The organism is Nonomuraea sp. NPDC049750 (genome assembly GCF_040659625.1).
Classification (GTDB): Bacteria; Actinomycetota; Actinomycetes; order Streptosporangiales; family Streptosporangiaceae; genus Nonomuraea.
Map to the genome: position 1 here is coordinate 61088 of NZ_JBFANB010000023.1, position 26037 is coordinate 87124.

Genomic DNA, 26037 nt, shown 5'->3' on the forward strand with positions numbered 1-26037 from the left:
GTGACGAGGTAGAGCGAGTCGGGGTCGATGATCCACGCGGTCAGGAAGCTGATCATCCAAAGGGCGACGGTGATCCGGCGGTCGCAGCGCACGGCGACCGAATAGGTCACCAGCGGGTACATCACCGCCAGCCCGAGCATGTAGGGCGGATCACTCGTGCCGACCGCCCGGGTCACCCAGAGGACGACCAGCAGCATGACCATGGTCGCCCGCCAGGCCGCCAGCCCGCCAGCCCGCCAGCCCGCCAGCCCGCCAGGCCGCCAGGCCGCCAGCGGCCATCGGTCGCGCAGCGCCACGGGCACGGAGATGGCCGCGGCGGTGAAGTAGAGCAGCGGCTCGGACATCACCGGTGTGCCGGTGGGCATGATCGACCGGTCTGAGATCATCCTGCCGGGATGGTCGTCACGCCCGGGTGTAGCGGTGTTTGGTGCCGGGTGGGAAGTACTCGGGGTCGCCCAGCTCACGTAGCCGGATGAACGGCGCCTGCTGGGCCATTGGTACATAGGCCGCGAACTCGCTGTTGAGCCGGAGCAGCTGTTCGAGGATCGACTCGCCCACCAGCCTCGCCGTCTCCTCCGACGGCTTCTCACCGGGCATGAGTTCCACCGTCACCGTCAGGTGCCGGTCGCGCCGGTCGTCCTCGACCGCCTCCATGACGAACTTTCCGGTCACCAGCGAGCTGACAGCCGGCTGCTGCAGCCCTACGGAGATGTTCTCCGGGTACACGTTCGCCCCGTAGTAGGACACGGTGAAGTGGCTGCGCCCGAACACGTAGACGAAGGGCCGGGACGGGCCGGTCGCCGAAGGCTCGAAGCCGTGGTGCCGGACGAAACGTGACATCCGCTCGAACGGCACGATCCCGCCCTCGTCGGCGATGTGATAACGGACCAGGGGGATGCCATTGTCGCCCGAGAACACCAGCGTGCCCTCGTGCTCCTCGAAGAAGCGGACCTCCGGGTCGTACTGGACGAGCGTCGGCAGCCGCGACTCCCCGAACAGCTCCCTCGCGGCCCCGGGACGCCCGGCCAGGAACCGGCGGATCTCCACGGAAAGAGGCGTCTCGTTGCCCAGCACGCCCGCGTCGGCCGTGCCGTACAGGGAGGCGATGCCACGTACCGGGTCGGCGATGCCCGCCCTGTCCGCCACGAGCGTGCGCCACTCCTCGCTGAACACCTCCCCGGCCGTGACAAGCTTGACGTTCCACCTGGACCAGGGAAGTCCCGCGTCGATGACGTCCTTGAGGAAGGGCGGATAGCCGAGGAGCACGACCTGGTCGAAGTGCGGGGCCAGTTGCGGGAGTACGCGAAGGATCTCACGCTTGTCGCTGCCGGGGGCAACCACAGTGATCGGGTAGCCGCGCTCGGCCAGGTGGCGGCAGCAGGCCACGGTGAACAGCCCGCCCACCCAGGTGCCGAGCGCGAAGCAGACGACGGCCAGCGTTCTGCGCTCCCGAGCCTCGAAGGAGTCCCGGAACACCTCCTCGAACCGCGCGGCGATCACCCGCTCGTCGGACACGGAACGCGGCCAGAACGTCGGCGTGCCCGTCGAACCGGACGAGACCGCGATCATGTCGCCGATCACGCCGTCGCGGCAGAGCCGGGGGAGTGGGTGGCGGTTGAGGTAGCCGTCCTTGGTGAGCAGCGGCAACCGCGCGAAGTCGGCCATGCTCGACACCTGGTCCGGACTGACACCGTGCTCGGCGAGGAACTCCCCGTACGCGGGCACCGACGCGGACACCTGATGGAAAAGCGCAAGCGGGTCCATTTCTCAGACGGTAGATCCTGCCTTCCGTCCGCGCACGCGGTCATCCCGGCTGTCTCTGCCCCCTGTCCGCGCACGCGGTCACTCGCCCGCCCCGCCCTCCGTCCGCGCACGCGGTCACCTGCCTGCCCCCACCTGCCTGCCTGCCTCTGGTGGAGCCACCCGTACGCCTCAGTCTCCCGGGCGTACCAGTCCCGTCTCGTACGCGTACACGATCGCCTGTGCCCTGTCGCGCAGCCCCAGTTTCATCAGCATCCGCCCCACATGCGTCTTGACCGTCTGCTCCGCCACCACCAGCTTCTCCGCGATCTCCTGGTTGGACATCGCCTGCGCCACCAGCGCCAGCACCTCCGTCTCGCGCTCCGTCAGCTCCGCCAGCCGCCGGACCGTCGGCGCCCGGGGCGCGCCCAACCGGGCGAACTCGTGGATCAGCCGCTTGGTGACCGCCGGGGCGATGAGGGCGTCGCCCGCCGCGACGACCCGCACGGCCTCGGCCAGCTGGACTGCCGAGGCGTCCTTGAGCAGAAACCCGCTCGCCCCCGCCCGCAGCGCCTCATAGACATAGTCGTCGAGATCGAAGGTGGTCAGGATGAGGACCTTCGGGCCGTCGCCCGACGACAGAAGCCGCCTGGTCGCCGTCAGCCCGTCCATGACCGGCATGCGTACGTCCATGAGCACCACATCAGGCCGCAGCTCGGCCGCCCGCCGCACCGCCTCTTCGCCGTTGGCCGCCTCGCCCACCACCTCGATGTCGGACTGCGCGCTCAGGAACACCGTGAACCCGGTGCGCACCATGCCCTGATCGTCCGCGATCAGCACCCGGATCACGCCGTCTCCTCCGCCCCGGCGATCGGTAACGTCGCGGACACCTGGAAACCGCCCCCTTCGATGGGTCCCGCCTCTAACGTGCCGCCGAGCAGCGCCGCCCTTTCCCGCATGCCCACCAGCCCCTGTCCGGTCCCTTCCGGGCCGCCCGGCGTGGCGCCGGGACCGTTGGTGACGTGGAGCCGTAAGGCGTCGTCGTCGCATGCGACGGCGACCGTGACCGTGGTGCCGGGCGCATGGCGCATCGCGTTGCTCAGTGACTCCTGCACGATCCGGTACGCGGAAAGCCCGACGGCGGGCGGCAGCGCCCCGAGCAGCTGATCCGGCAGCTCGACCCCCACGGTGAGCCCGGCGGCGCGGGCGTTGGACACGAGATCGTCCAGCCGGTCGAGGCCGGGCTGCGGCGCGGTGTCGGTGCGGCCGTCCTGGTCGCGCAGCACGCCGAGCACCTGGCGCAGCTCGGCGATGGCCTCCAGGGACAGGCTGCGGATCTCGGCCAGGCCCGCCTCCAGCCGCGCGGGATCGCCGGCCGCCTTGAGCGGCACCGCCTCGGCCTGGATGGCGATCACCGACATGTGGTGGGCGACCACGTCGTGCAGCTCCCGCGCGATCCTGGCGCGCTCTTCGAGCACGGCCTGGGCGCCTTCGGCCAGCCGCGAGCGCCGCTCCTCCTCCGCGAGCCTGGCCGTGGCGTTGCGGCGGACGCGTACGTTGTAGCCGTACAGGGCGGCGACCGTCACCATGATCGTGACGAGGTAGAGCGAGTCGGGGTCGATGATCCACGCGGTCAGGAAGCTGATCGTCCAAAGGGCGACGGTGATCCGGCGGTCGCAGCGCACGGCGACCGAATAGGTCACCAGCGGGTACATCACCGCCAGCCCGAGCATGTAGGGCGGATCACTCGTGCCGACCGCCCGGGTCACCCAGAGGACGACCGGCAGCATGACCATGGTCGCCCGCCAGGCCGCCAGCGGCCATCGGTCGCGCAGCGCCACGGGCACGGAGATGGCCGCGGCGGTGAAGTAGAGCAGCGGCTCGGACATCCGCCGGGTGCCCGTGACGTTCCAGTCCATCAGCTGGGACAGCGTGGTGCCGTAAAGGATCAGCGCCAGCACGATGCCGGCGGCCTGAGCCAGATCGACGACGCCGACGAGGGGCAGCCGGAGGCGCAGTCGCTGCGACCGGGGCGGCGGCGGGTCCGCGTCGCCCTGAAACAGCGCCAGCGCGAAGGGACGCACGACTGCCGAGAACACGCGACCACCCTACGGGGGCGTGGACGGGCGGACATCAACCCTGGGTCGTCATCCTCAGGTATGGGTCGCTTACATAATTACGATCGCCGTGAGCGAACATCGGCAACCCTGGGAACAATGCCGGGCTCTAATGACTTGAGTCCATATAACTCAACCCTTTGGAGTTCGTATGAGTGAGAGCTTGATCCTCCCGGTCCTGCCGCTGGACGACGAGGTCGTCCTGCCGGGCATGGTGGTTCCGCTGGACCTGTCCGACTCCGAGGTGCGGGCTGCCATTGACGCGGCTCAGGCATCCGGTGGTAACAAGCCGCGGGTCCTTCTCGTTCCCCGGATCGACGGCCGTTACGGCGCTGTCGGCGTGCAGGCCGTTGTCGAGCAGGTCGGGAGGCTGCCCGGCGGCGAGCCCGCCGCCGTGGTGCGCGGCGTCGACCGCGTGCGCGTCGGCACTGGCACGACCGGCCCCGGCGCCGCCCTTTGGGTGGAGGCCATCACGATCGACACCGTCGCCGCCGGTGAGCGCGCCCAGGAGCTGGCCAAGGAGTACAAGGCCCTGGCCACCACGATCCTGCAGAAGCGCGGCGCCTGGCAGGTGGTCGACCAGGTCAACCAGATCGACGACCCGTCGGTGCTGGCCGACAGCTCCGGCTACACGCCTTGGCTGACGACGGCCCAGAAGGTCGAGCTGCTGGAGGCCGCCGACCCGGCCGAGCGGCTGGCCAGGCTGGTCGAGTGGTCGCGCGAGCATCTGGCCGAGCTCGACGTCGCCGAGACGATCCGCAAGGACGTCCAGGAGGGCATGGACAAGCAGCAGCGTGAGTTCCTGCTGCGTCAGCAGCTCGCCGCGGTCCGCAAGGAGCTCAAGGAGCTCAACGGCGACTCCACCGAGACCGAGGAAGAGGACTACCGGGCCCGCGTCGAGGCCGCCGACCTGCCGGAGAAGGTGCGCGAGGCCGCGCTCAAGGAGGTCGACAAGCTGGAGCGTACGTCCGACCAGTCTCCTGAGACCGGCTGGATCCGTACGTGGCTCGACACCGTCCTCGACCTGCCCTGGAACGAGCGGACCGAGGACAACTACGACATCACCGGCGCCCGTGCGGTGCTGGACGCCGACCACACCGGCCTCGCCGACGTGAAGGACCGCGTCATCGAGCACCTGGCCGTGCGCAAGCGCCGCCAGGACAAGGGCTTCGGCGTGGTGGGCGGCCGTCGCAGCGGCGCCGTACTCGCGCTCGCCGGGCCTCCCGGAGTGGGCAAGACCTCGCTGGGCGAGTCCGTCGCGCGGGCGATGGGCCGTAAGTTCGTCCGCGTCGCGCTCGGCGGCGTCCGTGACGAGGCGGAGATCCGCGGTCACCGGCGCACTTACGTCGGCGCGCTGCCCGGCCGCATCGTCCGCGCCATCCGCGAGGCCGGGTCGATGAACCCGGTCGTGCTGCTCGACGAGGTCGACAAGGTCGGCGCCGACTACCGCGGCGACCCGACGGCGGCCCTGCTCGAAGTGCTCGACCCGGCGCAGAACCACACGTTCCGCGACCACTACCTCGAGGTCGAGCTTGACCTGTCCGACGTGCTGTTCCTGGCGACGGCCAACGTCCTGGAGGCCATCCCCGGGCCGCTGCTCGACCGCATGGAGGTCGTCACGCTCGACGGCTACACCGAGGACGAGAAGGTGGCGATCGCCCGTGACCACCTGCTGCCCCGGCAGCTCGACCTCGCCGGTCTGACCGCCGAAGAGGTGGGCGTCGAGGACGCGGCGCTGCGCAGGCTGGCCGCCGAATACACCCGGGAGGCCGGCGTACGGTCCCTGGAGCGCTCGGTCGCCCGCATCCTGCGCAAGGTCGCGGCCAACAACGAGCTGCCCGTCACGGTCGGCGAGGACGATCTGGTCGGCTACATCGGCCGCCCCAGGTTCGTGCCGGAGTCGTCGCTGCCGGAGGCCACCCAGCGCACCTCGGTGCCCGGCGTGGCGACCGGCCTGGCGGTCACCGGCGCAGGTGGCGACGTCCTCTACGTCGAGGCGTCGCTGGCCGAGCCGGAGACCGGCGAGACGGGGCTCACGCTCACCGGCCAGCTCGGCGACGTGATGAAGGAGTCGGCCCGGATCGCGCTCTCCTACCTGCGCTCGCACGGCGCGGAGCTGGAGCTGCCGGTCACCGCGTTCAAGGACCGCTCGGTCCACGTCCACTTCCCCGCGGGCGCCGTGCCCAAGGACGGCCCCTCGGCGGGCGTGACGCTGACGACCGCGCTGGCCTCGCTCCTGTCCGGTCGTACGGTACGCAGTGACGTGGCCATGACCGGTGAGATCTCCCTCACCGGCCGGGTGCTGCCGATCGGCGGCGTCAAGCAGAAGCTGCTGGCGGCGCACCGGGCGGGCATCACCACGGTCCTCATCCCGGCCCGCAACGAGCCGGACCTGGACGACGTGCCCGAGGAGGTGCGTAACGAGCTGACGATCCACCCGGTCAGCGACGTGCGCGAGGTCCTCGACATCGCCCTGACCCCGGCTCAGGTCGCCTCGACGGTCGCGGCCTGACCTGTCACCCATCTGCCCCGTCGTACTTCGGTACGGCGGGGCTTTTGGCTATTTAGGCGAATTATCCGTTCGTTTGACTGAATGATTCGCTCATGCTTTTCTGGCTTCATGTTGTACGACACACCCGCATTGGAGGCCGCCGACAAGGGCGTGCTCGCGGAGATCGAAGACATGCGGCGCGACTTGAAATATCGCTTGGCCGAGTCGCACCGTTGGGACGGACAGCTCCGCAGGCAACTGCAGGCGCGGGCGATTCAGGGATCCAACTCGATCGAGGGCTATCACGCCAGCGTCGAAGACATCGAGTCGATCATGTCGGGGGAGGAGCCACTGGAGACGTCGGCATCGGTGACGCGGGAGATCGCGGGTTACCAGCAGGCGCTGACCTATATCCAGATGCTTTCACGCGCTCCCACCTTCCGCTTCGACGTGGGGCTGCTCAACGCGCTCAACTTCATGATGATCGGCCATCACCGTGACAAGACGCCTGGAGTAGTACGCCCCGGCGGTATCTATGTTCGCAATTCCGCGACGGGAGAGGTGGTCTACGAGGGCCCTGACGCCGAAGAGGTGCCGGGGTTGCTCGACGAGCTGGTCACGTGGCTGAACACCGGAGATCTCGACGCGCCAAGCTACGTGCGTGGGGCGATGGCGCACTTCAACCTGGTCGCGATCCACCCGTGGCGCGACGGCAACGGGAGGATGTCGCGCGCCCTGCAGACACTGGTCCTCGGCCGCGAGCAGATTCTCACTCCTGAGTTCTCCTCCATCGAGGAGTGGCTCGGCCTAGGCGAGAACACGGTCGATTACTACCGCGCGCTCCGGGAGATCCAGCAGGGCTCGTGGCGGCCGTACGACGAGATGTTGTCCTGGGTGCGATTCTGCCTGCGGGCCCACCATCTCCAGGCCCAACGGGTCGGGCAGCGTCTGGCCGAGGCCGGGGAGATCTGGATGCTGCTGGAGGAGCAGGTCGACGGCGACGGTCTCAACAACCGGACCGTCTCCGCCCTCTACGAGGTGTTCGTCAACAGGCGTCTGCGCAGGAGCCGCTACCAGGCCGACGAAGGGCTCAGCCAGGGCCAGGCCGCCCGCGACCTGCGCGACCTCGCCGCCAAGGGCTGGCTCCAGCCGTACGGCGAGACCAAGGGCCGCTTCTACGCCCCCGGTCCGCGCATGGCCAGGATCAAGGCCGACTTCGCCGAACGCGTCACCCCGCTGCGCGACCCCTACCGCCGGATGACTGACGCGAACGCCTAGCGTGGCCGCCCCATCAACCGCAGACGCGTCCAACCGCAAGACCGCCGACCAACCGCAGACCGTCGACCAACCGCGGGCCGCCGACCAATCGGGCCCCCGACCGATCGCAGACTGCCGACCAACCGCGGGCCCCCGACCGACCGCAGACTGCCGACCAGCCGAAGCCTTCGGCTGACCGTAGACCTCGACCGACCGCAGGCCCCCGGTTAACCGAAGATCACGGTGTCCAGGCCGGATCCCGGCCGATGAGGCCCAGCAGGTGGTCGAACGCCGGGGCGTCGTCCGGCACCGCCACCGGCGGCCCGAAGACGCCGCGCTGCCTGCCCATCTCCACCATCCGGTCGGTGAAGTCCAGCGCCCGCGAGATGGCCTCGGGCTCCGGCTCGTACTGCTGACCGGTGGCCCTGGCCAGGTCCCAGCCGTGCACCACCAGGTCGATGAGGTACATGTGGGCCAGCGCGGTCATCGGCATACCCATGTCGGGGCTGGTCCCCTCCCATGCCTCGCGCCGCGACCAGGCGGCGAGCGTGCGCTCCGCTTGCTCGGGGAAGTCGCCCGCGTAGGGCCCCTGCTCCAGGCGCGGTCCCTTGCGCGCCAGCGACTCGAACATCTCCGCCACCCACTCCAGGTGGTTGATCAACTCTTTGACGTCGAACTTCGCGCATGGCGTCGGCGACCCGAACTGTTCCTCTCGCACCCCGGTCACCAACCCCGAGGTGCGTTCGGTGGCACGCGTCATCAGCGGCATCATGTCGTCCATGGCAGCCATGGTGCCCCGCCCACCGCAGGCGCGGCTTGTAGAAACGCGACAGCGCGGCTGGGTCGACCCGTACGCGGGACTCGACGCCTTCAATTTCGCCCGCCAGGCGCCATCATCCGAAATTTCGGCTTACGTGGAGCACTTCTGGGTCGTCACCTGGACCGATCTCCCCGAGCCGTACGAACAGCGCATCGTCTCCCATCCCACCGTGAACATGACCATCACCCATGACTTCCACCGGATCGCGGGAGTGATCAGGGGCGGGTTCTCGTACACGATGCGGGGCAGCGGCCGGGTGATCGGCACGCGCTTCCGCCCCGGCGGCTTCCGGCCGTTCCTCGATGGCCCGGTTTCCGAGCTGACCGGCCGCTTCGTGGAGATCGGCGAGATGTACGGCGCGGCGGGCGCGACCTTGGTCGAGCGGGTCCTGGCAGAGCCTGACTCCCGGGCCGCCATGGCGCTCATCGAGACGTTCCTGCTGAGTGTGGGGCCGGAGCCGGATCCGCTGGCCGAGGAGGTCGCGGCGCTGGTGGCGATGGTGGAGGACGACGTGTCCATGACCAGGGTCGATGAGCTGGCCGCCAACTCGGGACGGTCGGTGCGCTCGCTGCAGCGGTTGTTCCGGGACTACGTCGGTATCGGCCCCAAGTGGGTGATCCGCCGTTTCCGGCTGCACGAGGCCGCGGAACGCGTCTACCAGGGCCTCGATCTCGCCACGCTGGCCACCGAACTCGGCTACACCGACCAGGCGCACCTGACTCGCGACTTCACCGCCGCCGTCGGCATGCCACCCGCGGCCTACGCCCGACTCGGAAGCCAGACCCCCGATCCTCACGTCAGCCAAGAGCCCTCTCCTTTGACCGGACGGTAGAGGCGGGTGGTTGGTCTGATCGGGAAGTAGGGGGGTGCGGCTGGTCTGATCGGGCGGTAGAGGCGGGGGTGGTTGGTCTGATCGGGAGGTAGAGGCGGGTGGTTGATCTGATCAGGAGGTAGAGGGGTACGGCTGGTCTGATCGGCCCGTGGAAGCGTGCAGCCGGTCGAGCAGGTCGGCGGCGACGGCCAGGATGCGGCACTCCGCCGGGGTGAGCCGCTGTGCCATCGCCTGGGCCAGCCACACGTCCGTGGTGCCGGCCTGCTCGGTGAGGATCGCGGTGCCGCGTTCGGTGAGGACGATGTGGTGCCGGCGGCGGTCGTCCTCGTCGCGGGAGCGGCGGATCAGGCCCTGCTCGTCCAGTGCGGCCAGGACGCGGGTGACGGACTGCGGTTGGAGGTGTTCGGCCGATGCCAGCTCTCCGGCGGTCATCGCGCCGCGCCGGTGCAGGTGCCCTAGCAGAGAGAGGGCCAGGGCGCCGAGGCCGTGTGCGGGGCGCTCCTCGCGCAGGCGCCGCGCCAGGCCGACGGCTGCGCGGCGGAGTGACACGGCCGTGGCTCGTAGTTCCTCGTCGTCCATGATTATTACGATAGCACTTACTAAATATTCGCCTGTGCTCGGTATTCATCTCTTATTTACTACGCAATGCGTATAGATGGTGCTAGGCTCCCGCGTCGGGAGGTGCCGACGTGGGGATCGAGACGCGACGTATGATCGCCGCCGCGCTGGGGCTCGGCGGCCCGGTCGCGTGGGGCGTCGCCGCCGGGCACCCCGACCTGGGCGCACTGGCCGCCATTGGCGCCCTCGCCGTGGGCGGGGTTTCCCTGAGCGGAGGCCGGGCGGTGGTGAGCGGAGTTTCCGTGGGTGGAGGCCGGGCGGTGGTGTCCGGAGCTTCCGTGGGTGGAGGCTTGGTGGGTACGACACGCGCCGACGGCGTCGCCGCACCCGCCAGGGGCGCCTCCTTGGCTGAGGGGCTGGTGTGCGGAGGTTGCGCACTGGTGGCCACGACCGGGGCGGGGCTCGTCGGTGTCGTCGCCGGTGGACACGGCTGGATCACGGCGGTGGCCGTCGTGCTCGTCGCTGCCGTGGTGGCGGTGGTGGGCGGGATGAGTCGTCCCATGGCCGAGCACACCACGCGCTTCATCGTCTTCATGGTCATCACGACCGGCCTGGGCGCCCAGGCCGCCGCTCCCGTCGCCGCCGCCGTACTGCTCGCCGAAGGGGCGATCTGGGGTCTACTGGTCACGGCCCTCGTCACGGCACTGCCCACCGCGCCAGCCATCGGACTGCCCACGACACTGCCCACCGCGCCGCCCATCGCGCCAGCCCCCTCACCGCTCACCGCGCCAGCCCCCTCACCGCTCACCGCGCTGAGCGCCCGGACGCGACGACCACCCCAGGAGGGGCGGACGGGTCCCGCGCCCACGAGCAGAGCGCTTCTGAAGCGCTGGTGGCGGACGCTCGGGACCGTGCGCGGCTGGCAGTACTCCATCCGCCTGACCACCTGCCTGGCCGCGGCCGAGGTCATCAGCCTGGTGTGGCCGCAGCCGAACGCCTCCTGGATCGCCGTCACCGTCGTGATCGTGGTCAGGCGACAGTTGGACGGCGCGCTGCGGCGGGCGATCGAGCGGGCCGCGGGCACCGCCGCCGGAGTGCTGGCCGGGTCCGCCGTGCTGCTGTGGGTGCCGCCGTCGTGGCTGTTCGTGCTGCTCGTCTCGGGGCTGGCCGCGGTCCGCCCGGTGCTCAAGGAGCGCCAGTACACCCTGTACGCGACCGTCATGACGCCGCTCGTCCTGCTGCTCATGGAGGGCGGTGGAAGAGTGGCCCCCGCCACGATCGGGTACCGGCTGGCGGACACGGTCATAGGCTGCGTGCTGGCCCTGGGGATCGGCTATCTACCCTGGACAGTACGCCGGGAGAGGAGCGTACGTGCCATCGTGGACTGACCATGCGATCTGGTGGCAGGTCTACCCGCTCGGCTTCACCGGAGCCCCGGCCGCCGCCCAGGCTGGTGTGCGGCACCGGCTGCGCCACCTGGAGGCGTGGCTGGACTATGTCGTGGAGCTCGGCTGTTCGGGGTTGCAGCTCGGGCCGATCTTCGCCGCCGAGACCCACGGCTACGACACCGTCGATCACTTCAGGATCGACCCGCGCCTCGGTGACGACGCCGACTTCGACTCCCTCGTCGCCGAGGCGCGGCGGCGCGGGCTCCGGATCATCCTCGACGGCGTGTTCAACCACGTCGGCCGATCGTTCCAGGCTGACGAACGATGGTTCAGGAAAGGGCCCGACGGCTATGAGGTGTTCGAGGGGCATCCGGGGCTTGTCGCGCTCGACCACACCGAACCGGCCGTGCGAGACCACGTCGCCGCCGTACTGAACCACTGGCTCGACCGCGGCGCGGCGGGCTGGCGGCTCGACGCGGCCTATGCCGTCCCGGCGTCGTTCTGGCGGGAAGTGCTGCCCGGGGTGCGGGCGCGGCACCCGCAGGCGTGGTTCGGCGGCGAGGTGATCCACGGCGACTATGCCGGATATGTCGCCGAGTCGGGACTCGACTCCGTCACCCAGTACGAGCTGTGGAAGGCCATCTGGAGCTCCCTGAACGACCGGAACCTCTTCGAGCTGGCCTGGGCCCTCGACCGCCACGACGGGTTGCTGGACACCTTCGTCCCCCTCACCTTCGTCGGGAACCACGACGTCACCAGGCTCGCCACCCGGCTAGAGAACCCCCTCCACCTCGGCCACGCCCTGGCCGTGCTCTTCACCGTCGGCGGCCTGCCGAGCGTCTATTACGGGGACGAGCAGGCGTTCCAGGGGCTGAAGGAGGAGCGGGCAGGTGGTGACGACGCGATCAGGCCGGAGTTCCCGGCAGAGCCCGGCGGCCTCGCTCCGGACGGGATCGAGGTCTACCGGCTGCACCAGCGGCTCATCGGCCTGCGCAGGCGCCACCCGTGGCTGGTCAGAGCCCGTACCACCGCCGAACACCTGACCAACACCGCTGTGGCCCTCCGCTCCCGCCCGCGCGACGGCGGCGGCGACAGGGCGGAGATCGTCACGCTGCTGAACCTCGGCGACCAGCCGCACCACTTCCCGATCGGCCGGGCCGACCCGGCCGAGCCGCGGCACGGCGTGAGCGATCCGACCGTCGTCCCTGCGCACAGCTGGAGTGTCGTGACGCAGGTCACCGAGGAAGTAGGGAATAGCGGGAAGTCGTCGGGCCGTTAACAATGGCGTGAACGAGGCATACGTGACAGACCAGAGCGCCCGCCGCGGCGCCGGATGTTGCTGTATGGGGCGAATGTCCGCCATGGGCTGCCAGGTCCGCTAACCAGCCGTCCCTCCTCGAAGGTCACCCATGCTGCTTACTCCCAGTTTCGTGCTGCGCAGGTTGAGCCACCTGCCCTTCCACCCCGGCACCCGTTAGACCGCCTGCCTGCGGGCCTCCAACGATGTCGATTCCAGCGGCGTGCTGCCGCTCTTAGTGGTGGGGATTTTTCGTGATTCAGGCGTCCGGCCTGCGCAAGGTGTACGGGAACACCGTCGCTCTCGACGGCGTCGACATACACGTACGCGAAGGCGAGATCTACGGCGTGCTCGGTCAGAGCGGCGCGGGCAAGAGCACCCTTCTGCGCTGCGTCAACCTGCTCGAACGCCCCACCGCGGGCACCGTCACCGTCGCCGGGCAGGACCTGACCGCGCTGCGCAGCGGCGAGCTCAATCGCGCCAGGCAGCGCATCGGCATGATCCACCAGCACTTCGCGCTGCTCTCCTCGCGCACGGTCGCCGGGAACGTCGCCTTCCCGCTGGAGGTCATGGGCGTGCCCAGGGCCGAGCGGGAGCGCCGCGTCGCCGAACTCCTCGACCTGGTCGGCCTCGGCGGCCGGGGTGGCGACCGTCCGAACCAGCTGTCGGGCGGGCAGAAGCAGCGCGTCGGCATCGCCAGGGCGCTCGCGGGCAACCCGTCGGTCCTGCTGTCGGACGAGGCCACCTCGGCGCTCGACCCGGCCACCACGCAGTCGATCCTGGCCCTGCTCAAGCGGCTCAACACCGAGCTCGGCCTGACGATCCTGCTGATCACCCACGAGATGAACGTCGTCAAGAGCGTCTGCGACTCGGTCGCCATCATGTCGGACGGCCGCGTCGAGGAGTCGGGCACGATCGCCGACCTGATCAGGACGCCGGGATCGCGACTGACGCGCGAGATCTTCCCGCTGCCCGAACCGGCGCCCGCGGGCTCGGTCACGCTCACCTTCACCGGCGACCCGCGGCAGGCGGTCGTGTCGGAGGTGGTGCGCAAGTTCGACGTTGACGTGAACATCCTGGGTGGCTCGATCGAGGACCTCGCGGGTGGCGCCGTCGGGCGCCTGCGGGTGTCCTTCTCGGGGGGCGAGGAGGCCGGCGCGCTGGACTTCCTGCGCTCGCGGGGAGTGCTGGTGTCATGACGAAGCTTCTTGTACGGCATAGCACGGGGGAGTCGGCATGACCTGGGATGAGATGGGGCCGTTGCTCTGGGAGGCGGCCGGGCAGACCGCGCAGATGGTCGGCTGGTCGACCCTCTTCACTGTGCTGTTCGGGCTGCCCCTGGGCGTGGCGCTCGTGGTGTTCGATCGCGGCGGGCTGCGGCCGGCGCCGGCGTTGAAGTCGGTGCTGGGCGTCGTGGTGAACGTGGGGCGGTCGCTGCCGTTCATCGTGCTGATGATCGCCATCATCCCCTTCACCCGGCTTGTCGTGGGCACCACCATCGGCACCGCGGCCGTGGTCGTGCCGCTCACCGTGGGGGCGGTGCCATTCTTCGCCAGGCTGGTGGAGACGGCGCTGCGCGAGGTGGGCGCCGACGTGGTGCAGGCGGCCCAGGCCATGGGCGCCGGTCGTACGACGATCGTGCGCAAGGTGCTGCTGCCCGAGGCGCTGCCCGGCCTCGTCGCCGCGGTGACCGTCACCGTCGTCGCGCTCATCGGCTACTCGGCCATGGCCGGGACCATCGGCGGGGGCGGGCTGGGGGACCTGGCCGTCAGGTACGGGTACCAGCGGTTCGAGACCCTGCTCATGATCGTCACTGTCGTGCTGCTCGTCGTGCTGGTGCAGCTGATCCAGAGCCTGGGCGACCTGGTCGCCCGTCGGCTATCGCATAAGTAAGGAAAAATAATGAAATTTCGGACCATTGTGGGCGCTATTGCACTTGCCCTGTTGCTCGCCGCATGCGGAACGTCGCAGGGAGCGACCGGCAAGACCGCCGAGTCGGCCGACACCGTGCTGAAGGTGGGCGCCAGCCCGGTCCCGCACGCCGAGATCCTGAACTTCGTCAAGCAGAACCTGGCCCCCGCGGCCGGGCTGAAGCTGGACATCGTGGAGTTCACGGACTACGTGCAGCCGAACGTACAGCTCAGCGAGGGCCAGCTGGACGCGAACTTCTTCCAGCACAAGCCCTACCTGGACGACTTCAACGCCTCCAAGGGCACCAAGCTGAGCTTCGTGACGCCGGTGCATCTGGAGCCGCTGGGGTTGTACTCCAAGAAGGTGACCGCGCTCACCGCCCTGCCGCAGGGTGGCACCGTGGCCGTGCCCAACGACGCCACGAACCTGGGCCGCGCGCTCAAGCTGCTCGCCGACAACGGCGTGGTCAAGCTCAAGGACGGCGCCGGCACCGCGGCGACCGAGCGTGACGTGACCGACAACCCGAAGAAGCTGGTGTTCAAGCCGCTGGAGGCCGCGCAGCTGCCCCGCTCGCTCGACGACGTCGACGCCGCGGTCATCAACGGCAACTACGCCATCGAGGCCGGCCTCAAGCCCGCTTCGCAAGCCCTGGTGCTGGAGAAGGCCGAGGGGAACCCGTACGCCAATGGGCTGGTCGTGTCCGCTGGGCATGAAAAGGACGCGAATATCGTGACCTTGGGCAAGCTCCTTCAGGACCCGAAGGTCAAGGAATTCATCAAGCAGAAGTACGCCGGTGCCGTGATCGCTGCCGGATAATAACCGATAAATCCGGAAGATCGGGAAAATCCTCTTATCCTGCGACCTGTGGTGTTAAGTCGGTTGAAAGTGCATGGCAATCGGTGAGACGTACGAAGGCTGGGTCAGCAATACCTCTCCCGAGGAGGCCCTCGTGCGATTCGTTTCGCGAATCCTGATCGGCGTCGCAGCCACCACCGTGGTGGCTGTCGGCGCACCGGCAGCGGCCACTGCCACCACCGTCACCACCGCCACTCCAGCCACGACCTCGTCGAGCTTCTACGACGCGAGCTGGGGACCCTACTTCTCCAGCGATCACAAGGCCAAGGCGGAAGGCCACGTGAGCGTGGACAAGAAGCGGTTCAAGTTCTGGCACTGGAAGACGTTCTTCGTCAAGACGAAGGTGTGCACCTTCGATAAGAAGACGCACAAGAGGCACTGCGAGTTCGTCGTCAAGAAGATCAAGAAGCGCGTGTGGGAGTGGCGGTTCAGCTACTTCTTCACCGTCGACAGCACTCTCACCAACTACAAGTGGTGGGGCCGCGACAAGTGCGCGTGGGAGACCTTCAAGGTCGTCGGCAGCGACGGTCACGCGTCGTTCAGGTCCTTCTCCACGTGCGGCAGGCACTCCGAGGAGTTCTCCTTCTCGGGTAAGGACGCGGCCCACATCTTTGTGGACGTGAGCAGGGGCAACCGGCACGGACCGACAGGGTTCCACTCCGGGTGGCAGGACGTGTATCACGCCGCCTGAGCAAAAAGCGAGCCGCGATCTCGACGATGAGATCGCGGCTCCGCCGTATTTACCGAGCCGTCGCCGCTTACTCGCGGGGCCGCCGGCGTTACCTTCGAGATCGCTGGCATTGCGCGCACGTTCCCGAATAGTGTTCGGTCATGTACCCGGGAGCCATCGCAGCCGTCACCCCCGACAAACCCGCTGTGATCATGGCCGGCTCCGGCCAGGTGGTCACCTACCGGCAGCTGGACGAGGAGTCGAACCGGCTGGCCCACCTGTTCCGCGCCGCCGGGCTGCGGCCGGGTGACCACGTCGCCTTCATGCTCCCCAACCATCCGCTCTTCCTGGCCATCGCGTGGGCGGCGCAGCGGTCGGGCCTGTACTACACGGCGATCAGCTCCCGGCTGGGCACCGACGAGCTCGCGTACATCGTGAACAACTGCGGCGCCCGGGTGTTCATCTCGGACGCGAGCCTGGCGGAGGTCACCACCTCGATCACCGCCGTGACGCCCGGCGTCGAGCTGCGCCTCATGCTGGACGGCGCCGCCGAGGGCTACGACTCCTACGAGGAGGCGGTGGCGGGTCAGCCGGTCACGCCGATCGCCGACGAGTGCCAGGGCTCCGACATGCTCTACTCCTCCGGCACCACCGGCAGGCCCAAGGGCGTCAAGCCCCCTCTGCCGCGTACGCCGCTGACCGAGCCGAACATGCTGCTCCAGCTCATCCAGGGCCTGTTCGCGCCGACGGCCGACAGCGTCTATCTGTCGCCCGGGCCGCTCTACCACGCCGCGCCGCTGCGCTATTGCCTGAGCTTCCAGCGGCTCGGCGCGACGATCGTGGTGATGGAGCGCTTCGATCCCGAACGCTATCTGGAGCTGGTCGAGAAGTACGGGGTGACGCATTCGCAGCTCGTCCCGACCATGTTCATCAAGATGCTCAAACTGCCCGCCGAGATCAGGAAAAAGTACGATCTGTCGTCCCTGCAGTGCGCCATCCATGCCGCCGCCCCCTGTCCCATCCCCGTCAAGGAGCAGATGATCGCCTGGTGGGGCCCGATCATCCACGAGTACTACGCGGGCACCGAGGGCAACGGCTTCCTCTACACCGGCTCGCAGGACTGGCTGGAGCACCGGGGCACCGTCGGCCGCTCGCTGCTCGGCACCGTGCGCGTCTGCGACGAGGACGGCGACGAACTCCCGGCCGGCGAACACGGCACGATCTACTTCGACAGCTCCACCCGCTTCGAATACCACGGTGACCCCGACAAGACCCGCTCCGTCCAGGACCCTCAGGGGAGGGGCTGGACCACGCTCGGCGACATCGGCTACCTGGACGCCGACGGCTTCCTCTACCTCACGGACCGCCGCTCGTACATGATCATCTCGGGCGGCGTGAACATCTACCCGCAGGAGGCGGAGAACATCCTGTGCCTGCACCCGAAGGTCGCCGACGTGGCCGTCTTCGGCGTGCCGGACGAGGAGATGGGCGAGCAGGTCAAGGCCGTGGTGCAGCCGGTGTCGATGGCCGAGGCGGGGCCGGAGCTGGAGGCGGAGCTGATCGAGTATTGCCGGGCGCGACTGGCCCACTACAAGTGTCCCAAGTCGGTGGACTTCCGCGTGGAGCTCCCACGCCACCCGACGGGCAAGCTCTACAAGCGGTTGCTGAAGGACGAGTACTGGCCCACCGGCGCGTAGGCCGCCGTCCCCCGGCTGTAGAGACAGGGCCCTCGCCCGCGCTCGTACTTGACCTCTGACCGGCCACTTTCTGTCAAGATCCGGCTAAAGATCGACCGCGTGCCCGCCGCCGAACGGGCGCTGCCGCTGCCATTGACACCGCTGGTGAGACGACCTAGCTTGCTTATTGCAGACGTGTTTCGTCCAAATTAACCGCGGCTCCACCTATCTCTCCCCACGCCGCTTCCCAGAGCAGCTCCATCGTGGAGCTCCCCGAAGCCGCAGCTCGGCTGCCGAAGCAGCCCGATCCCAAGTCGCCACATCGGACCTCCGCATTCTCGAGAGCGGATGGCCCGGTTCACTGCTCGACAGCGCGCGGGCGACGGGTGCGCTCGCGGAGGGCTACACCACGATCTTCGCGCTGATGGGCGGCATCGCCATCGTGGGCGGGCTGCTGTTCGCCCTGGTGGTGAACCCCGAGCGCGACGCAGCCAAGGTGGAGGCGGCCCGGCTCGCGCGCTAGAGGCGGTCCTGAGGGCGTACGGACTCGCTCGCCGGCGGCCAGGCGGTCGAGAGGTCACAGGTGCCAGCCGAGCAGGTTCCAGTGCTGGCAGAACCAGAGGAGGGCGAGCAGCCCCGCCAGCACGACCACCTGGTGGCCGCGGGCCAGGACGCCCGCGTGCCGCCAGGCCCGTACGGTGGTGGCGACCCCGGCGACGGTGAGTGCGAGGACCAGCAGCGGCAGCACCAGGAGAATCTGGACGTTGGCCGGCACGCCGTACAGGATGCTCGTGTCGCCGGTCAGGACCAGCGTGAACAGCACCACGAACACCAGCCCGACCGCGGCGGCGAGCCCGGCCAGGACACGCCCGGTGCGCCAGGCACGCGGAACGGGACGCTTCCTGGCCAGGCGGACCACAGCGGCCACCGGCAGGCCGAGCACGGCGGTCAGGGCGGTGACGGCGAACAGCAGGACGATGACGACGTTGACCGGCGGGGTGTCCCACCAGGGGACGCGTTGGTAGGCGGGGCCGTCCGTGGCCACGTACGCGACACCACTTTCGCCGGTCACCAGCGCCAGCCGCCGCGTACCGCCGTCCTGCTGATAGAGCCCGGGCCCCAGCGGGTTCCACGTCGAGCCCCCGAAGACGAGCTTCCCGCCCTCCGCCCACAGCCGGGTGGAGCTGGTCAGGGCGACCACCTTCTCGATGCTGGACTCGGCGGACCGGGTGAGCTTGTAGAAGCCTTCGACAGGCATGACGGGAGCACCGCCGTCGGGCACGGCGCGCTTTCCGGGTAGGAAGCGGTCGAAGAAGGCAGGAATGATCTTCGTGGCGGCGTCGGTCCCGCCCGGACTGTTGGTGGAGATGAACAGGCCGAGGTCGGCGTCGGGCACCAGCAGCAACGCGCTCTCGAAGCGCTCCCAGCCGCCGTCGTGCATGATCACGCGATGCCCGTTGAGCGTCTGCTCCTTGAACCCGTGGGCGTACCCGTCGATGCGCGGATCGGCCGCGAACGTCCGCCGGTGCATGAGCCGGCCCGTGGGCTCGTCGAGGATGCGCCGGTCGCCGAAGCGTCCGTCCCGCAGGTGGGCGATCATGAAGTGGGCCATGTCGTTCGCGGTGGCGCTGATCGACCCGTCGGGGGCGAGGTTGTCGAAGACGAACGGCTTGCGGAGGTACGCCCCGCCCTCGTAGTCGTAGCTGCGCGCCAGATCCGCGGCCAAGGGGGCGGGGACGGGCTCGGCGGCCGTGCTGTGCCGCATCGCGAGCGGGTCGAGGATATGGTCGCGTATGTACTCGTCGTACGGCTGCCCGCTCACCCGCGAGACGATGTATCCGGCCAGCGCCGCCCCATAGTTCGAGTACGCCGACACCTCGCCGGGCGGGCGCACCCGCGCGGGCATGTTGTCGGCGAGATAGTCGGCCAAGGGCGGCACGTCGTCCTTGCTCCGCGCCCCCACGCCGATCGTGCGGTCCTCGAATCCGGCCGTGTGGTCCATCAGGTCCTGCAGCGTGATCGGCCGGGGGTAGGTCGCGGGGATCCGGAACGCGGTGAGGTAGCGGTTCACGTCCGCCTTCAGGTCCAGCTTGCCCCGCTGGACCTGCTGCATCACCGCGGTCCAGGTGAACAGCTTGGTGATCGAGGCGATCCGGACCATTGAGGTGCCGGGGTCGAAGGGCCTGCGGTTCTCGACGTCGGCCAGCCCGTACCCCTTGCTGAAGAGGATCTTCCCGCCGCCCACCACCGAGACGACCGCGCCCGGCACGTGGTTTGCCGCCAGCCCGTCCGCCATCGCGGCGTCGAAGAAGTCTGCCAGAGCACGTTCGTCCGGAATATCGGTAGCTGCCGTGGCGGGACGCGGCACGAGGATCGTCAGCGCCGCGCACACCGCGACGAGCATCGAACGGAAGACATACACAGGACGGCTCCTAACCCTGTCTTAGGCCATCCACGGTGCGGCCGGCGAGGGGGCGGCCGCATCGCCATCGCGGCCATAGCCGTCTCCGACGAAAGTCGGAGACGGCCCGGCGTCCGGCACCGACGCCGGTATGAGGTGGCGCGCCGCCGCCCTGGCTACGCTGGACCGATGCTGTTGTACCGCGCGGCGCGGCGGCGGTCGGCCGCGCTCGGGCCGCACGCGATCAGCGTGGCCTCCGTGGCGCTCTGCCTGTTCCTCACCGTCCTGGCGGTCAAGACGCCGTGGGCGCCGCTGCCGCGACCGGTCATCGCCGCCGCCGGGCTGGCAGGCACGGGCGCGGTGTGGTTCCGGGGCCGGTGGCCGGTCGCGGTGGCCGTCGTCGGGGCGGGCGCGTACGTGCTGTCGGGCAACCCGGGGCCGCTGCTGATCAGCATGTTCTCCGGCGCGGGCACGCGTTTCCTGGCGCTGGCGGCGATCGGCATGGCGGGGTTCCTGGCCCAGCAGTGGGTGGACGGCGGCCGGTTGGGCACGGACGCGCTGATCTCGGCGGTGACCGCCACGGGGGTTACGCTGGCGGCAGGGGCGTACGCCGCCGCCCGCCGCGAGCTGACCCGATCGCTGCGCGAGCGCGCCGAACGCGCCGAGACCGAGCAGCGGCTGCGCAACGAGCAGGCGAGGACCGCCGAGCGCGGCCGGATCGCCCGGGAGATGCACGACGTGCTCGCGCACAAGGTCACGCTCATCTCGCTGCACGCCGGCGGCCTGGAGGTGAACGCGAGAGCCGGGCCGGAGCGCGTCGAGCGGGAGGCGGCGCTGATCAGGGTCAGCGCGCAGGAGGCGCTCGAAGAGCTGCGCAAGATCCTCGGCGTGCTGCGCGCCGGGCCCGACGATGACGACGACGGCTTCCCCGACCTACGGCGGCTGGTGGACTCCTGGGTATCGGTCGGCGCAACCGTCGCCCTGCACGGCGAGATCGGCACGTGGCCGCCGGAGACGGCCAGGGCCGCCCATCGCCTCGTCCAGGAGGGCCTGACCAACGCGCACAAGCACGCCCATGGGGCCCCGGTCACGGTCACGGCGACCGGGAGCAGGGAAGACGGCGTCACGATCGCGGTCGTCAACGAACGATCGCGCCGGCCAAGTCTGGAGACCGGCGCCGGGGTCGGGCTGGTGGGCCTGGCGGAGCGTTTCCGGCTGATCGGCGGAAGGGTGCGCGGCGGGCCCGACGATGCGGGAGGCTGGCGTCTTGAGGGCCGGCTGCCGTGGCACGCCGCGGACGCATCGCCGGGAGAATCACATGATCAGGACGCTGCTGGTTGACGACGAGTCGCTGATCCGCGCGGGGCTGCGGTTCATCATCGAGTCCGCACCCGACGTGGAGATCGTGGGCGAGGCCGAGGACGGCAACCAGGCCGTCGAGGCGGTCCGCCGCCTCGGGCCCGACGTCGTCCTGATGGACATCAGGATGCCCCGGTACGACGGCCTGGCCGCCACCGGGGCCATCCGCCGGCTCGACCGGGCACCCGCGGTGATCATCCTGACCACGTTCGACAGCGACGAGCACGTCTTCACCGCCCTGGAGGCCGGGGCCTGCGGCTTCCTGCTCAAGGACACCTCGCCGCACGACCTGATCCGGGCGATCCGCCTCGCGCACGGCGGCGACTCGATGCTGTCCCCGCGGGTCACCCGGCGGCTGATCCACCGGCTCACCACTGACCAGCCCATTCGGCGCCGCCGTGACGCGCTCGCCCGGCTGGAGGCCCTGACCGCCCGCGAGCGCGAGGTGCTCACCGAGGTCGGGCTCGGCCGCTCCAACACCGAGATCGCGGCCCGCCTGAACATGAGCGAGGCCACGGTCAAGAGCCACATCTCCCATCTGTTCGACAAGCTCGCCGTCACGAACCGCGTACAGGTGGCCATCGCCGCCTACCGCGCCGGCCTGGTCGACTGACTCAGCCCAGCCTCGTCCCGAATAAAGATCTGGAACGTCTTTACAGACGGCTTTCGTCTATATACATTGCGGGTGCGAAAGGAGTGAACATGTCGATGAACCTCGATGCCGTCGGACAGACCTGGGAGTCGGGCGAGCACACGTGGACCTCGAAGGACGCCATCCTGTACGCCCTGGGGGTCGGCGCCGGAGCGCAGGATCCGCTGGCCGAGCTGCCCTTCACCACCGAGAACTCACACGGGATCGCCCAGCAGGTGCTGCCCACGTTCGCCGTGATGCTCGGCGGCGGCGGAGGCGGCCCCAAGCTGGGCGACTTCGACTTCGCGCAGATCCTGCACGCCGAACAGTCGATTCGGCTGGCCGGCCCGCTGCCCGTGGACGGCCGGGTGCGCTCGACCTCCCACGTGGCGGGCATCTACGACAAGGGCAGCGGCGCGCTGGCCATCATGGAGTCCACGATCGTCGACGCCGACACCGGCGCGCCGGTCGTGGAGGTCAGAACCGGGATCTTCGTCCGCGGCGAGGGCGGATTCGGCGGAGAGCGGGGCGAGTCGGCCCCGTGGGAGCGGCCCGACCGCCCGGCCGACCACGTCGTCGTCTACCCGACCCGCACCGACCAGGCGCTGCTGTACCGGTTGAGCGGCGACCGCAACCCCTTGCACTCCGACCCGTGGCTGGCCGCCCGCGCCGGCTTCGATCGGCCCATCCTGCACGGGCTGTGCACGTACGGGTTCACCGGCCGGGCCCTGCTGCACACGCTGTGCGACTCGGACCCGGCGGCGTTCGGCGGGATGTCGGCCCGTTTCGCCGCTCCGGTGGTGCCCGGACAGGAGCTCGCCGTGCACATCTGGGACGACGGCCGCTTCGTCACCAAGGTGGGAGACACCGTGGTGCTCGACCGCGGCGTGTTCACCAGGGTGTCGGGGTGAAGCCGCAGCCCACGCCGGAGACGGCGCCGTACTGGGAAGGCGCCCGCCAAGGCGAGCTGCGGGTGCAGCGCTGCGGCGCCTGCGGCCGTCACTACTTCTACCCGCGCCCGGCCTGCCGCTACTGCTTCTCGCAGGAGGTGCATTGGGTGACCGTGTCCGGCCGGGCGCGCCTCGTGTCCTACGTCATCAACCAGCGGCCGATGCCGGGCCTGGAGGGACTGTCGCCGGTGGTCGCGCTGGTCGAACTGGACGAAGGGCCGCGCCTCATGACCAACATCGTGGGCGTCGAGCCCACACCGGAGAACCTGCCGCTGGACCTGCGGCTACAGGTCTGCTTCCAGGATGACGTGCCGGTCTTCCAGCCGGAGGGGGTGACGGCATGAGCATGCACGGAGGCGATGTCGCGATCGTCGGAGCGGCGGAGACCGAGCAGGTCGGCGTACTGCCCGACGTCTCCATGATCGAGCTGCACGCGCGGGCGGCGCGCCGCGCCCTCAAGGACGCCGGCCTGACACCGGCGGACGTGGACGGCATCGCCACCGCCGGCCCGCTGGCCATGGAGGTCTCCCACCACCTGGGCATCACGCCGCGCTGGCTGGACGGCACCATGGTCGGCGGCTGCAGCTTCATGCTGCACGTCCGCCACGCCGCCGCCGCGATCGCGGCCGGGGCTGCCGACGTGGTGCTCATCACGCACGGCGAGTCGGGCAGATCACGCGTGGGCGTGCCCCAGTACGGCATGAACGCGGCCTCCGCCGGGGGCCAGTTCGAGATGCCGTACGGGGCGGTGCTGCCGTACGCCACCTTCACCCTGCCCGCCCTGCGCTTCCTGCACGAGCGCGACATGGGCCGGGAGGACCTGGCCCAGGTGGTGGTGGCCCAGCGGGAGTGGGCGGCCAAGAACCCGCGCGCCATGCGCCGCGACATCGTGACCGTGGACGAGGTGCTGGCCGGGCCGGTGATCGCCTACCCGTTCACCAAGGATATGTGCTGCGTGGTCACCGACGGGGGCGGCGCCCTGGTGCTGACCAGCGCCGAGCGGGCGGCCGATCTGCCCGGGCGGCCGGTGTACCTGCTGGGCTCGGGCGAGTCGGCCGAAGGCGCGCTGGTCTCCCAGATGGAGGATCCGGGCTCCAGCCTGGCCTTCCGGCGCTCCAGCGCGGAGGCGTTCGCCACGGCCGGGGTGAGCCACGGGGACATCGACCACCTGATGTGCTACGACGCCTTCGCCCACGTACCGCTGTACATGCTCGAAGACCTCGGCTTCGTCGGCCGCGGCGAGTCGGGCGCCTTCATCGCCGACGGCAACACCCGGCCGGGCGGCTCGCTGCCCATGAACACCAACGGCGGCGGGCTCAGTTACACCCACACCGGGATGTACGGGATGTTCGCCATCCAGGAGTCCGTCCGTCAGCTCAGGGGCGAGGCGGACGCGCAGGTGCCGGATGTGGAGATCGGGTTCGTGCAGGGCGTGGGGATGTTCTTCGCGGCCTCGGGGAGCCTGGTGCTGTCCAACCGCAGGCCCTGAACCGCAGGTCCTGAACCCGAATGACCCGACAACGGGACAACGCGACAACAGGAGGACAAAGCCCATATGAGCGGTATCTGTGAAGGCCGGGTGGCGATCGTGACCGGCGCGGGGCGCGGTCTCGGCCGTACGCACGCGCTGGAACTGGCGCGGCAGGGGGCCCACGTGGTGGTCAACGACCTCGGCGGCGCCCCGGACGGCACCGGGTCCGACGCCGGCGCGGCGCGCCTGGTGGTGGACGAGATCGTGGCGGCGGGCGGCAAGGCCGTCGCCAACACCGACGACGTCGCTGACTGGCAGGGCGCGAAGCGGCTCATCGACCAGGCGATCGGCGAGTTCGGCGGCCTGGACGTCCTGGTGAACAACGCCGGCATCCTGCGCGACCAGACCATCGCGTCCATGACGGAGGAGAACTGGGACGCGGTGATCCGGGTCCACCTGCGTGGCACCGCCGGGCCGACCCATTTCGCCGCCGAGTACTGGCGCGCGCGGGCCAAGGAGAGCGAGCGGCCACTGCGCGCCCGGCTCATCAACACCACCTCGGCCTCGGGCATCTACGGCAACTTCGGCCAGTCCAACTATGGCGCGGCCAAGGCCGGCATCGCCGCGTTCACCCTCATCGCGGCCACGGAACTCGGCCGCTACGGTGTGACCGCGAACGCCGTCGCGCCCGCCGCGTTCACCCGGCTCACCGAAGCCGTCATGCCGGCCGACTACGCCGCTGGTCTCGGGCCCGAGCAGGTCTCGCCGCTGGTGGCCTGGCTGGCCAGTACGGAGAGCGACGCCGTCACCGGGCGGGTGTTCGAGGTCGGCGGCGGGCGGATCGGTGTCGCCGAGGCGTGGCGGCTCGGCCCGGAGGTGACCAAGCAGGATCTTTGGGACGCCGCGGACCTCGGCAGTGTGATCCCGGATCTGGTCGCCAAGGCCGCGCCCAACGTAGACATGAGCGGTCGGCCGATCGCCGGTTGACGTCGTAGCCGTGCCGGGCTTGAGGCCATCCGAGCGCGTCGATGTCCGCTGACCCCACGAGTATGAGCTGTGAGCGACTAAGGGATGATCTCGGTGACCCTGCTCCAGGTAAGGACGCCTTATCGCCTGGTCGACGGGGTTGCCGGGAAGCCCTTTTACGCAACGATGAGATTTGCTGGAGTGTTCGGGAACTGCCAGAGTGACGAAATGTCGCGACTCGTCCCTGAACTGATCTGCTCCGACATCCAGGCCAGTCTGGCCTTCTACCGCCTGCTGGGCTTCGAGATTCGCTATGAGCGTCCCCAGGAGCGATTCGCTTACCTGGAACGTGACGGGGCGGCGGACTTGATGCTGGAGCAGCCGTGGAGTCAGGACCGTCTCTACCCGCGCGCGGAGCTGGAGCACCCGTATGGGCGTGGGATCAACTTGACGGTTGAGGTGGATGACGTGGAGCGGATTCACGCCGCGCTGCTTGCCGCCGGTTACGAGATGTGGCTGCCGTTGGAGGAGCGCTGGTACGAGCGGAGCGTCGATGCCGTGGGCGTGCGCCAGTTCGCGGTGCAGGACCCGGATGGCTATCTCCTGCGCATCTCTCAGCAGTTGGGGACCCGCCCTCGATAGCCGAG

At 69.5% G+C, this 26037-nt stretch carries 23 protein-coding genes; 17 read left to right on the plus strand and 6 right to left on the minus strand.

What is annotated here, in order from left to right; genetic code table 11:
• Nucleotides 1-402: 402 nt before the first annotated feature.
• From AB0J16_RS41660 to AB0J16_RS41670, 3 genes are all read right to left on the minus strand, one after another.
• Nucleotides 403-1764, minus strand: coding sequence for a phenylacetate--CoA ligase family protein (locus tag AB0J16_RS41660; RefSeq protein ID WP_358550493.1), 1362 nt, complete (start codon nt 1762-1764; stop codon nt 403-405).
• 168 nt (nt 1765-1932) lie between these two features.
• Entirely contained in the window at nt 1933-2589 is a 657-nt protein-coding gene (locus AB0J16_RS41665) for a response regulator transcription factor (RefSeq protein ID WP_358550495.1), read from the minus strand.
• The gene (locus tag AB0J16_RS41670) at nt 2586-3839 is read right to left on the minus strand and encodes a sensor histidine kinase (protein WP_358550497.1); all 1254 of its coding nucleotides are present in this window, start codon (nt 3837-3839) and stop codon (nt 2586-2588) included. The genes AB0J16_RS41665 and AB0J16_RS41670 overlap by 4 nt, the downstream gene beginning before the upstream one ends.
• 169 nt (nt 3840-4008) lie before the next feature.
• On the opposite strand from AB0J16_RS41670, the gene lon reads away from it, so the two are divergent.
• Both lon and AB0J16_RS41680 read left to right on the plus strand, forming a co-directional pair.
• Nucleotides 4009-6369, plus strand: a complete 2361-nt coding sequence (gene lon / locus AB0J16_RS41675) for an endopeptidase La (protein WP_358550499.1) — start codon at nt 4009-4011, stop codon at nt 6367-6369.
• A 108-nt stretch (nt 6370-6477) separates the two neighbouring features.
• Complete coding sequence (locus AB0J16_RS41680) at nt 6478-7626, plus strand: Fic family protein (protein WP_358550501.1); 1149 nt, start codon at nt 6478-6480, stop codon at nt 7624-7626.
• A 217-nt stretch (nt 7627-7843) separates the two neighbouring features.
• Here the strand turns inward: AB0J16_RS41680 and AB0J16_RS41685 are convergent, their stop codons facing one another.
• Nucleotides 7844-8386 (minus strand): TIGR03086 family metal-binding protein, encoded by a 543-nt coding sequence (locus AB0J16_RS41685; RefSeq protein WP_358550503.1) that lies wholly within the window; start codon nt 8384-8386, stop codon nt 7844-7846.
• Between AB0J16_RS41685 and AB0J16_RS41690 the strand changes: the two genes are divergently transcribed.
• Entirely contained in the window at nt 8385-9257 is an 873-nt protein-coding gene (locus AB0J16_RS41690; RefSeq protein WP_358550505.1) for a helix-turn-helix domain-containing protein, read from the plus strand. The genes AB0J16_RS41685 and AB0J16_RS41690 overlap by 2 nt on opposite strands.
• Nucleotides 9258-9368: 111 nt before the next feature.
• On the opposite strand, the gene AB0J16_RS41695 is transcribed toward AB0J16_RS41690, so the two are convergent.
• Nucleotides 9369-9836, minus strand: coding sequence for a MarR family transcriptional regulator (locus tag AB0J16_RS41695; RefSeq protein ID WP_358550507.1), 468 nt, complete (start codon nt 9834-9836; stop codon nt 9369-9371).
• 110 nt (nt 9837-9946) lie between these two features.
• Here AB0J16_RS41695 and AB0J16_RS41700 point away from each other — a divergent pair, with 110 nt between their 5' ends.
• The 7 genes from AB0J16_RS41700 to AB0J16_RS41730 all read left to right on the plus strand — a co-directional run bounded on the left by AB0J16_RS41700 (nt 9947) and on the right by AB0J16_RS41730 (nt 17633).
• Nucleotides 9947-11203: an FUSC family protein gene (locus AB0J16_RS41700; protein ID WP_358550509.1), complete on the plus strand. Its 1257-nt coding sequence runs from the start codon at nt 9947-9949 to the stop codon at nt 11201-11203.
• Nucleotides 11187-12482 carry an alpha-amylase family glycosyl hydrolase gene (locus AB0J16_RS41705; RefSeq protein ID WP_358550511.1) on the plus strand — a complete coding sequence of 432 codons (1296 nt, stop codon included), beginning with the start codon at nt 11187-11189 and terminating at the stop codon, nt 12480-12482. The genes AB0J16_RS41700 and AB0J16_RS41705 overlap by 17 nt, the downstream gene beginning before the upstream one ends.
• Before the next feature lie 272 nt (nt 12483-12754).
• Nucleotides 12755-13699: an ATP-binding cassette domain-containing protein gene (locus tag AB0J16_RS41710; protein ID WP_358197367.1), complete on the plus strand. Its 945-nt coding sequence runs from the start codon at nt 12755-12757 to the stop codon at nt 13697-13699.
• Nucleotides 13700-13736: 37 nt separating this feature from the next.
• On the plus strand, nt 13737-14393 hold the full coding sequence (locus tag AB0J16_RS41715; protein WP_225291457.1) for a methionine ABC transporter permease: 657 nt from the start codon (nt 13737-13739) through the stop codon (nt 14391-14393).
• 51 nt (nt 14394-14444) lie between these two features.
• Nucleotides 14445-15227, plus strand: a complete 783-nt coding sequence (locus AB0J16_RS41720) for a MetQ/NlpA family ABC transporter substrate-binding protein (RefSeq protein ID WP_358550513.1) — start codon at nt 14445-14447, stop codon at nt 15225-15227.
• Nucleotides 15228-15360: 133 nt separating this feature from the next.
• Nucleotides 15361-15957, plus strand: coding sequence for a hypothetical protein (locus AB0J16_RS41725; RefSeq protein WP_358550514.1), 597 nt, complete (start codon nt 15361-15363; stop codon nt 15955-15957).
• Nucleotides 15958-16097: 140 nt separating this feature from the next.
• Nucleotides 16098-17633 carry an AMP-binding protein gene (locus AB0J16_RS41730; RefSeq protein ID WP_358550516.1) on the plus strand — a complete coding sequence of 512 codons (1536 nt, stop codon included), beginning with the start codon at nt 16098-16100 and terminating at the stop codon, nt 17631-17633.
• Between the two features lie 556 nt (nt 17634-18189).
• Here AB0J16_RS41730 and AB0J16_RS41735 read toward each other — a convergent pair.
• On the minus strand, nt 18190-20034 hold the full coding sequence (locus AB0J16_RS41735) for a serine hydrolase domain-containing protein (protein WP_358550518.1): 1845 nt from the start codon (nt 20032-20034) through the stop codon (nt 18190-18192).
• 168 nt (nt 20035-20202) lie between these two features.
• Here AB0J16_RS41735 and AB0J16_RS41740 point away from each other — a divergent pair, with 168 nt between their 5' ends.
• The 7 genes from AB0J16_RS41740 to AB0J16_RS41770 all read left to right on the plus strand — a co-directional run bounded on the left by AB0J16_RS41740 (nt 20203) and on the right by AB0J16_RS41770 (nt 26032).
• Nucleotides 20203-21354, plus strand: a complete 1152-nt coding sequence (locus AB0J16_RS41740; RefSeq protein WP_358550520.1) for a histidine kinase — start codon at nt 20203-20205, stop codon at nt 21352-21354.
• Nucleotides 21332-21985: a response regulator transcription factor gene (locus tag AB0J16_RS41745; RefSeq protein WP_358550522.1), complete on the plus strand. Its 654-nt coding sequence runs from the start codon at nt 21332-21334 to the stop codon at nt 21983-21985. The genes AB0J16_RS41740 and AB0J16_RS41745 overlap by 23 nt, the downstream gene beginning before the upstream one ends.
• 89 nt (nt 21986-22074) lie before the next feature.
• A complete protein-coding gene (locus AB0J16_RS41750; RefSeq protein WP_358550524.1) occupies nt 22075-22914 on the plus strand; it encodes a MaoC/PaaZ C-terminal domain-containing protein in 840 nt (279 codons plus the stop codon).
• Nucleotides 22911-23297, plus strand: coding sequence for an OB-fold domain-containing protein (locus AB0J16_RS41755; RefSeq protein WP_358550526.1), 387 nt, complete (start codon nt 22911-22913; stop codon nt 23295-23297). The genes AB0J16_RS41750 and AB0J16_RS41755 overlap by 4 nt, the downstream gene beginning before the upstream one ends.
• Entirely contained in the window at nt 23294-24442 is a 1149-nt protein-coding gene (locus AB0J16_RS41760) for a thiolase (protein ID WP_358550528.1), read from the plus strand. The genes AB0J16_RS41755 and AB0J16_RS41760 overlap by 4 nt, the downstream gene beginning before the upstream one ends.
• 66 nt (nt 24443-24508) lie before the next feature.
• Nucleotides 24509-25411 (plus strand): SDR family oxidoreductase, encoded by a 903-nt coding sequence (locus AB0J16_RS41765; RefSeq protein WP_358550530.1) that lies wholly within the window; start codon nt 24509-24511, stop codon nt 25409-25411.
• A gap of 93 nt (nt 25412-25504) precedes the next feature.
• On the plus strand, nt 25505-26032 hold the full coding sequence (locus AB0J16_RS41770) for a VOC family protein (RefSeq protein WP_358550532.1): 528 nt from the start codon (nt 25505-25507) through the stop codon (nt 26030-26032).
• Nucleotides 26033-26037: the final 5 nt, after the last annotated feature.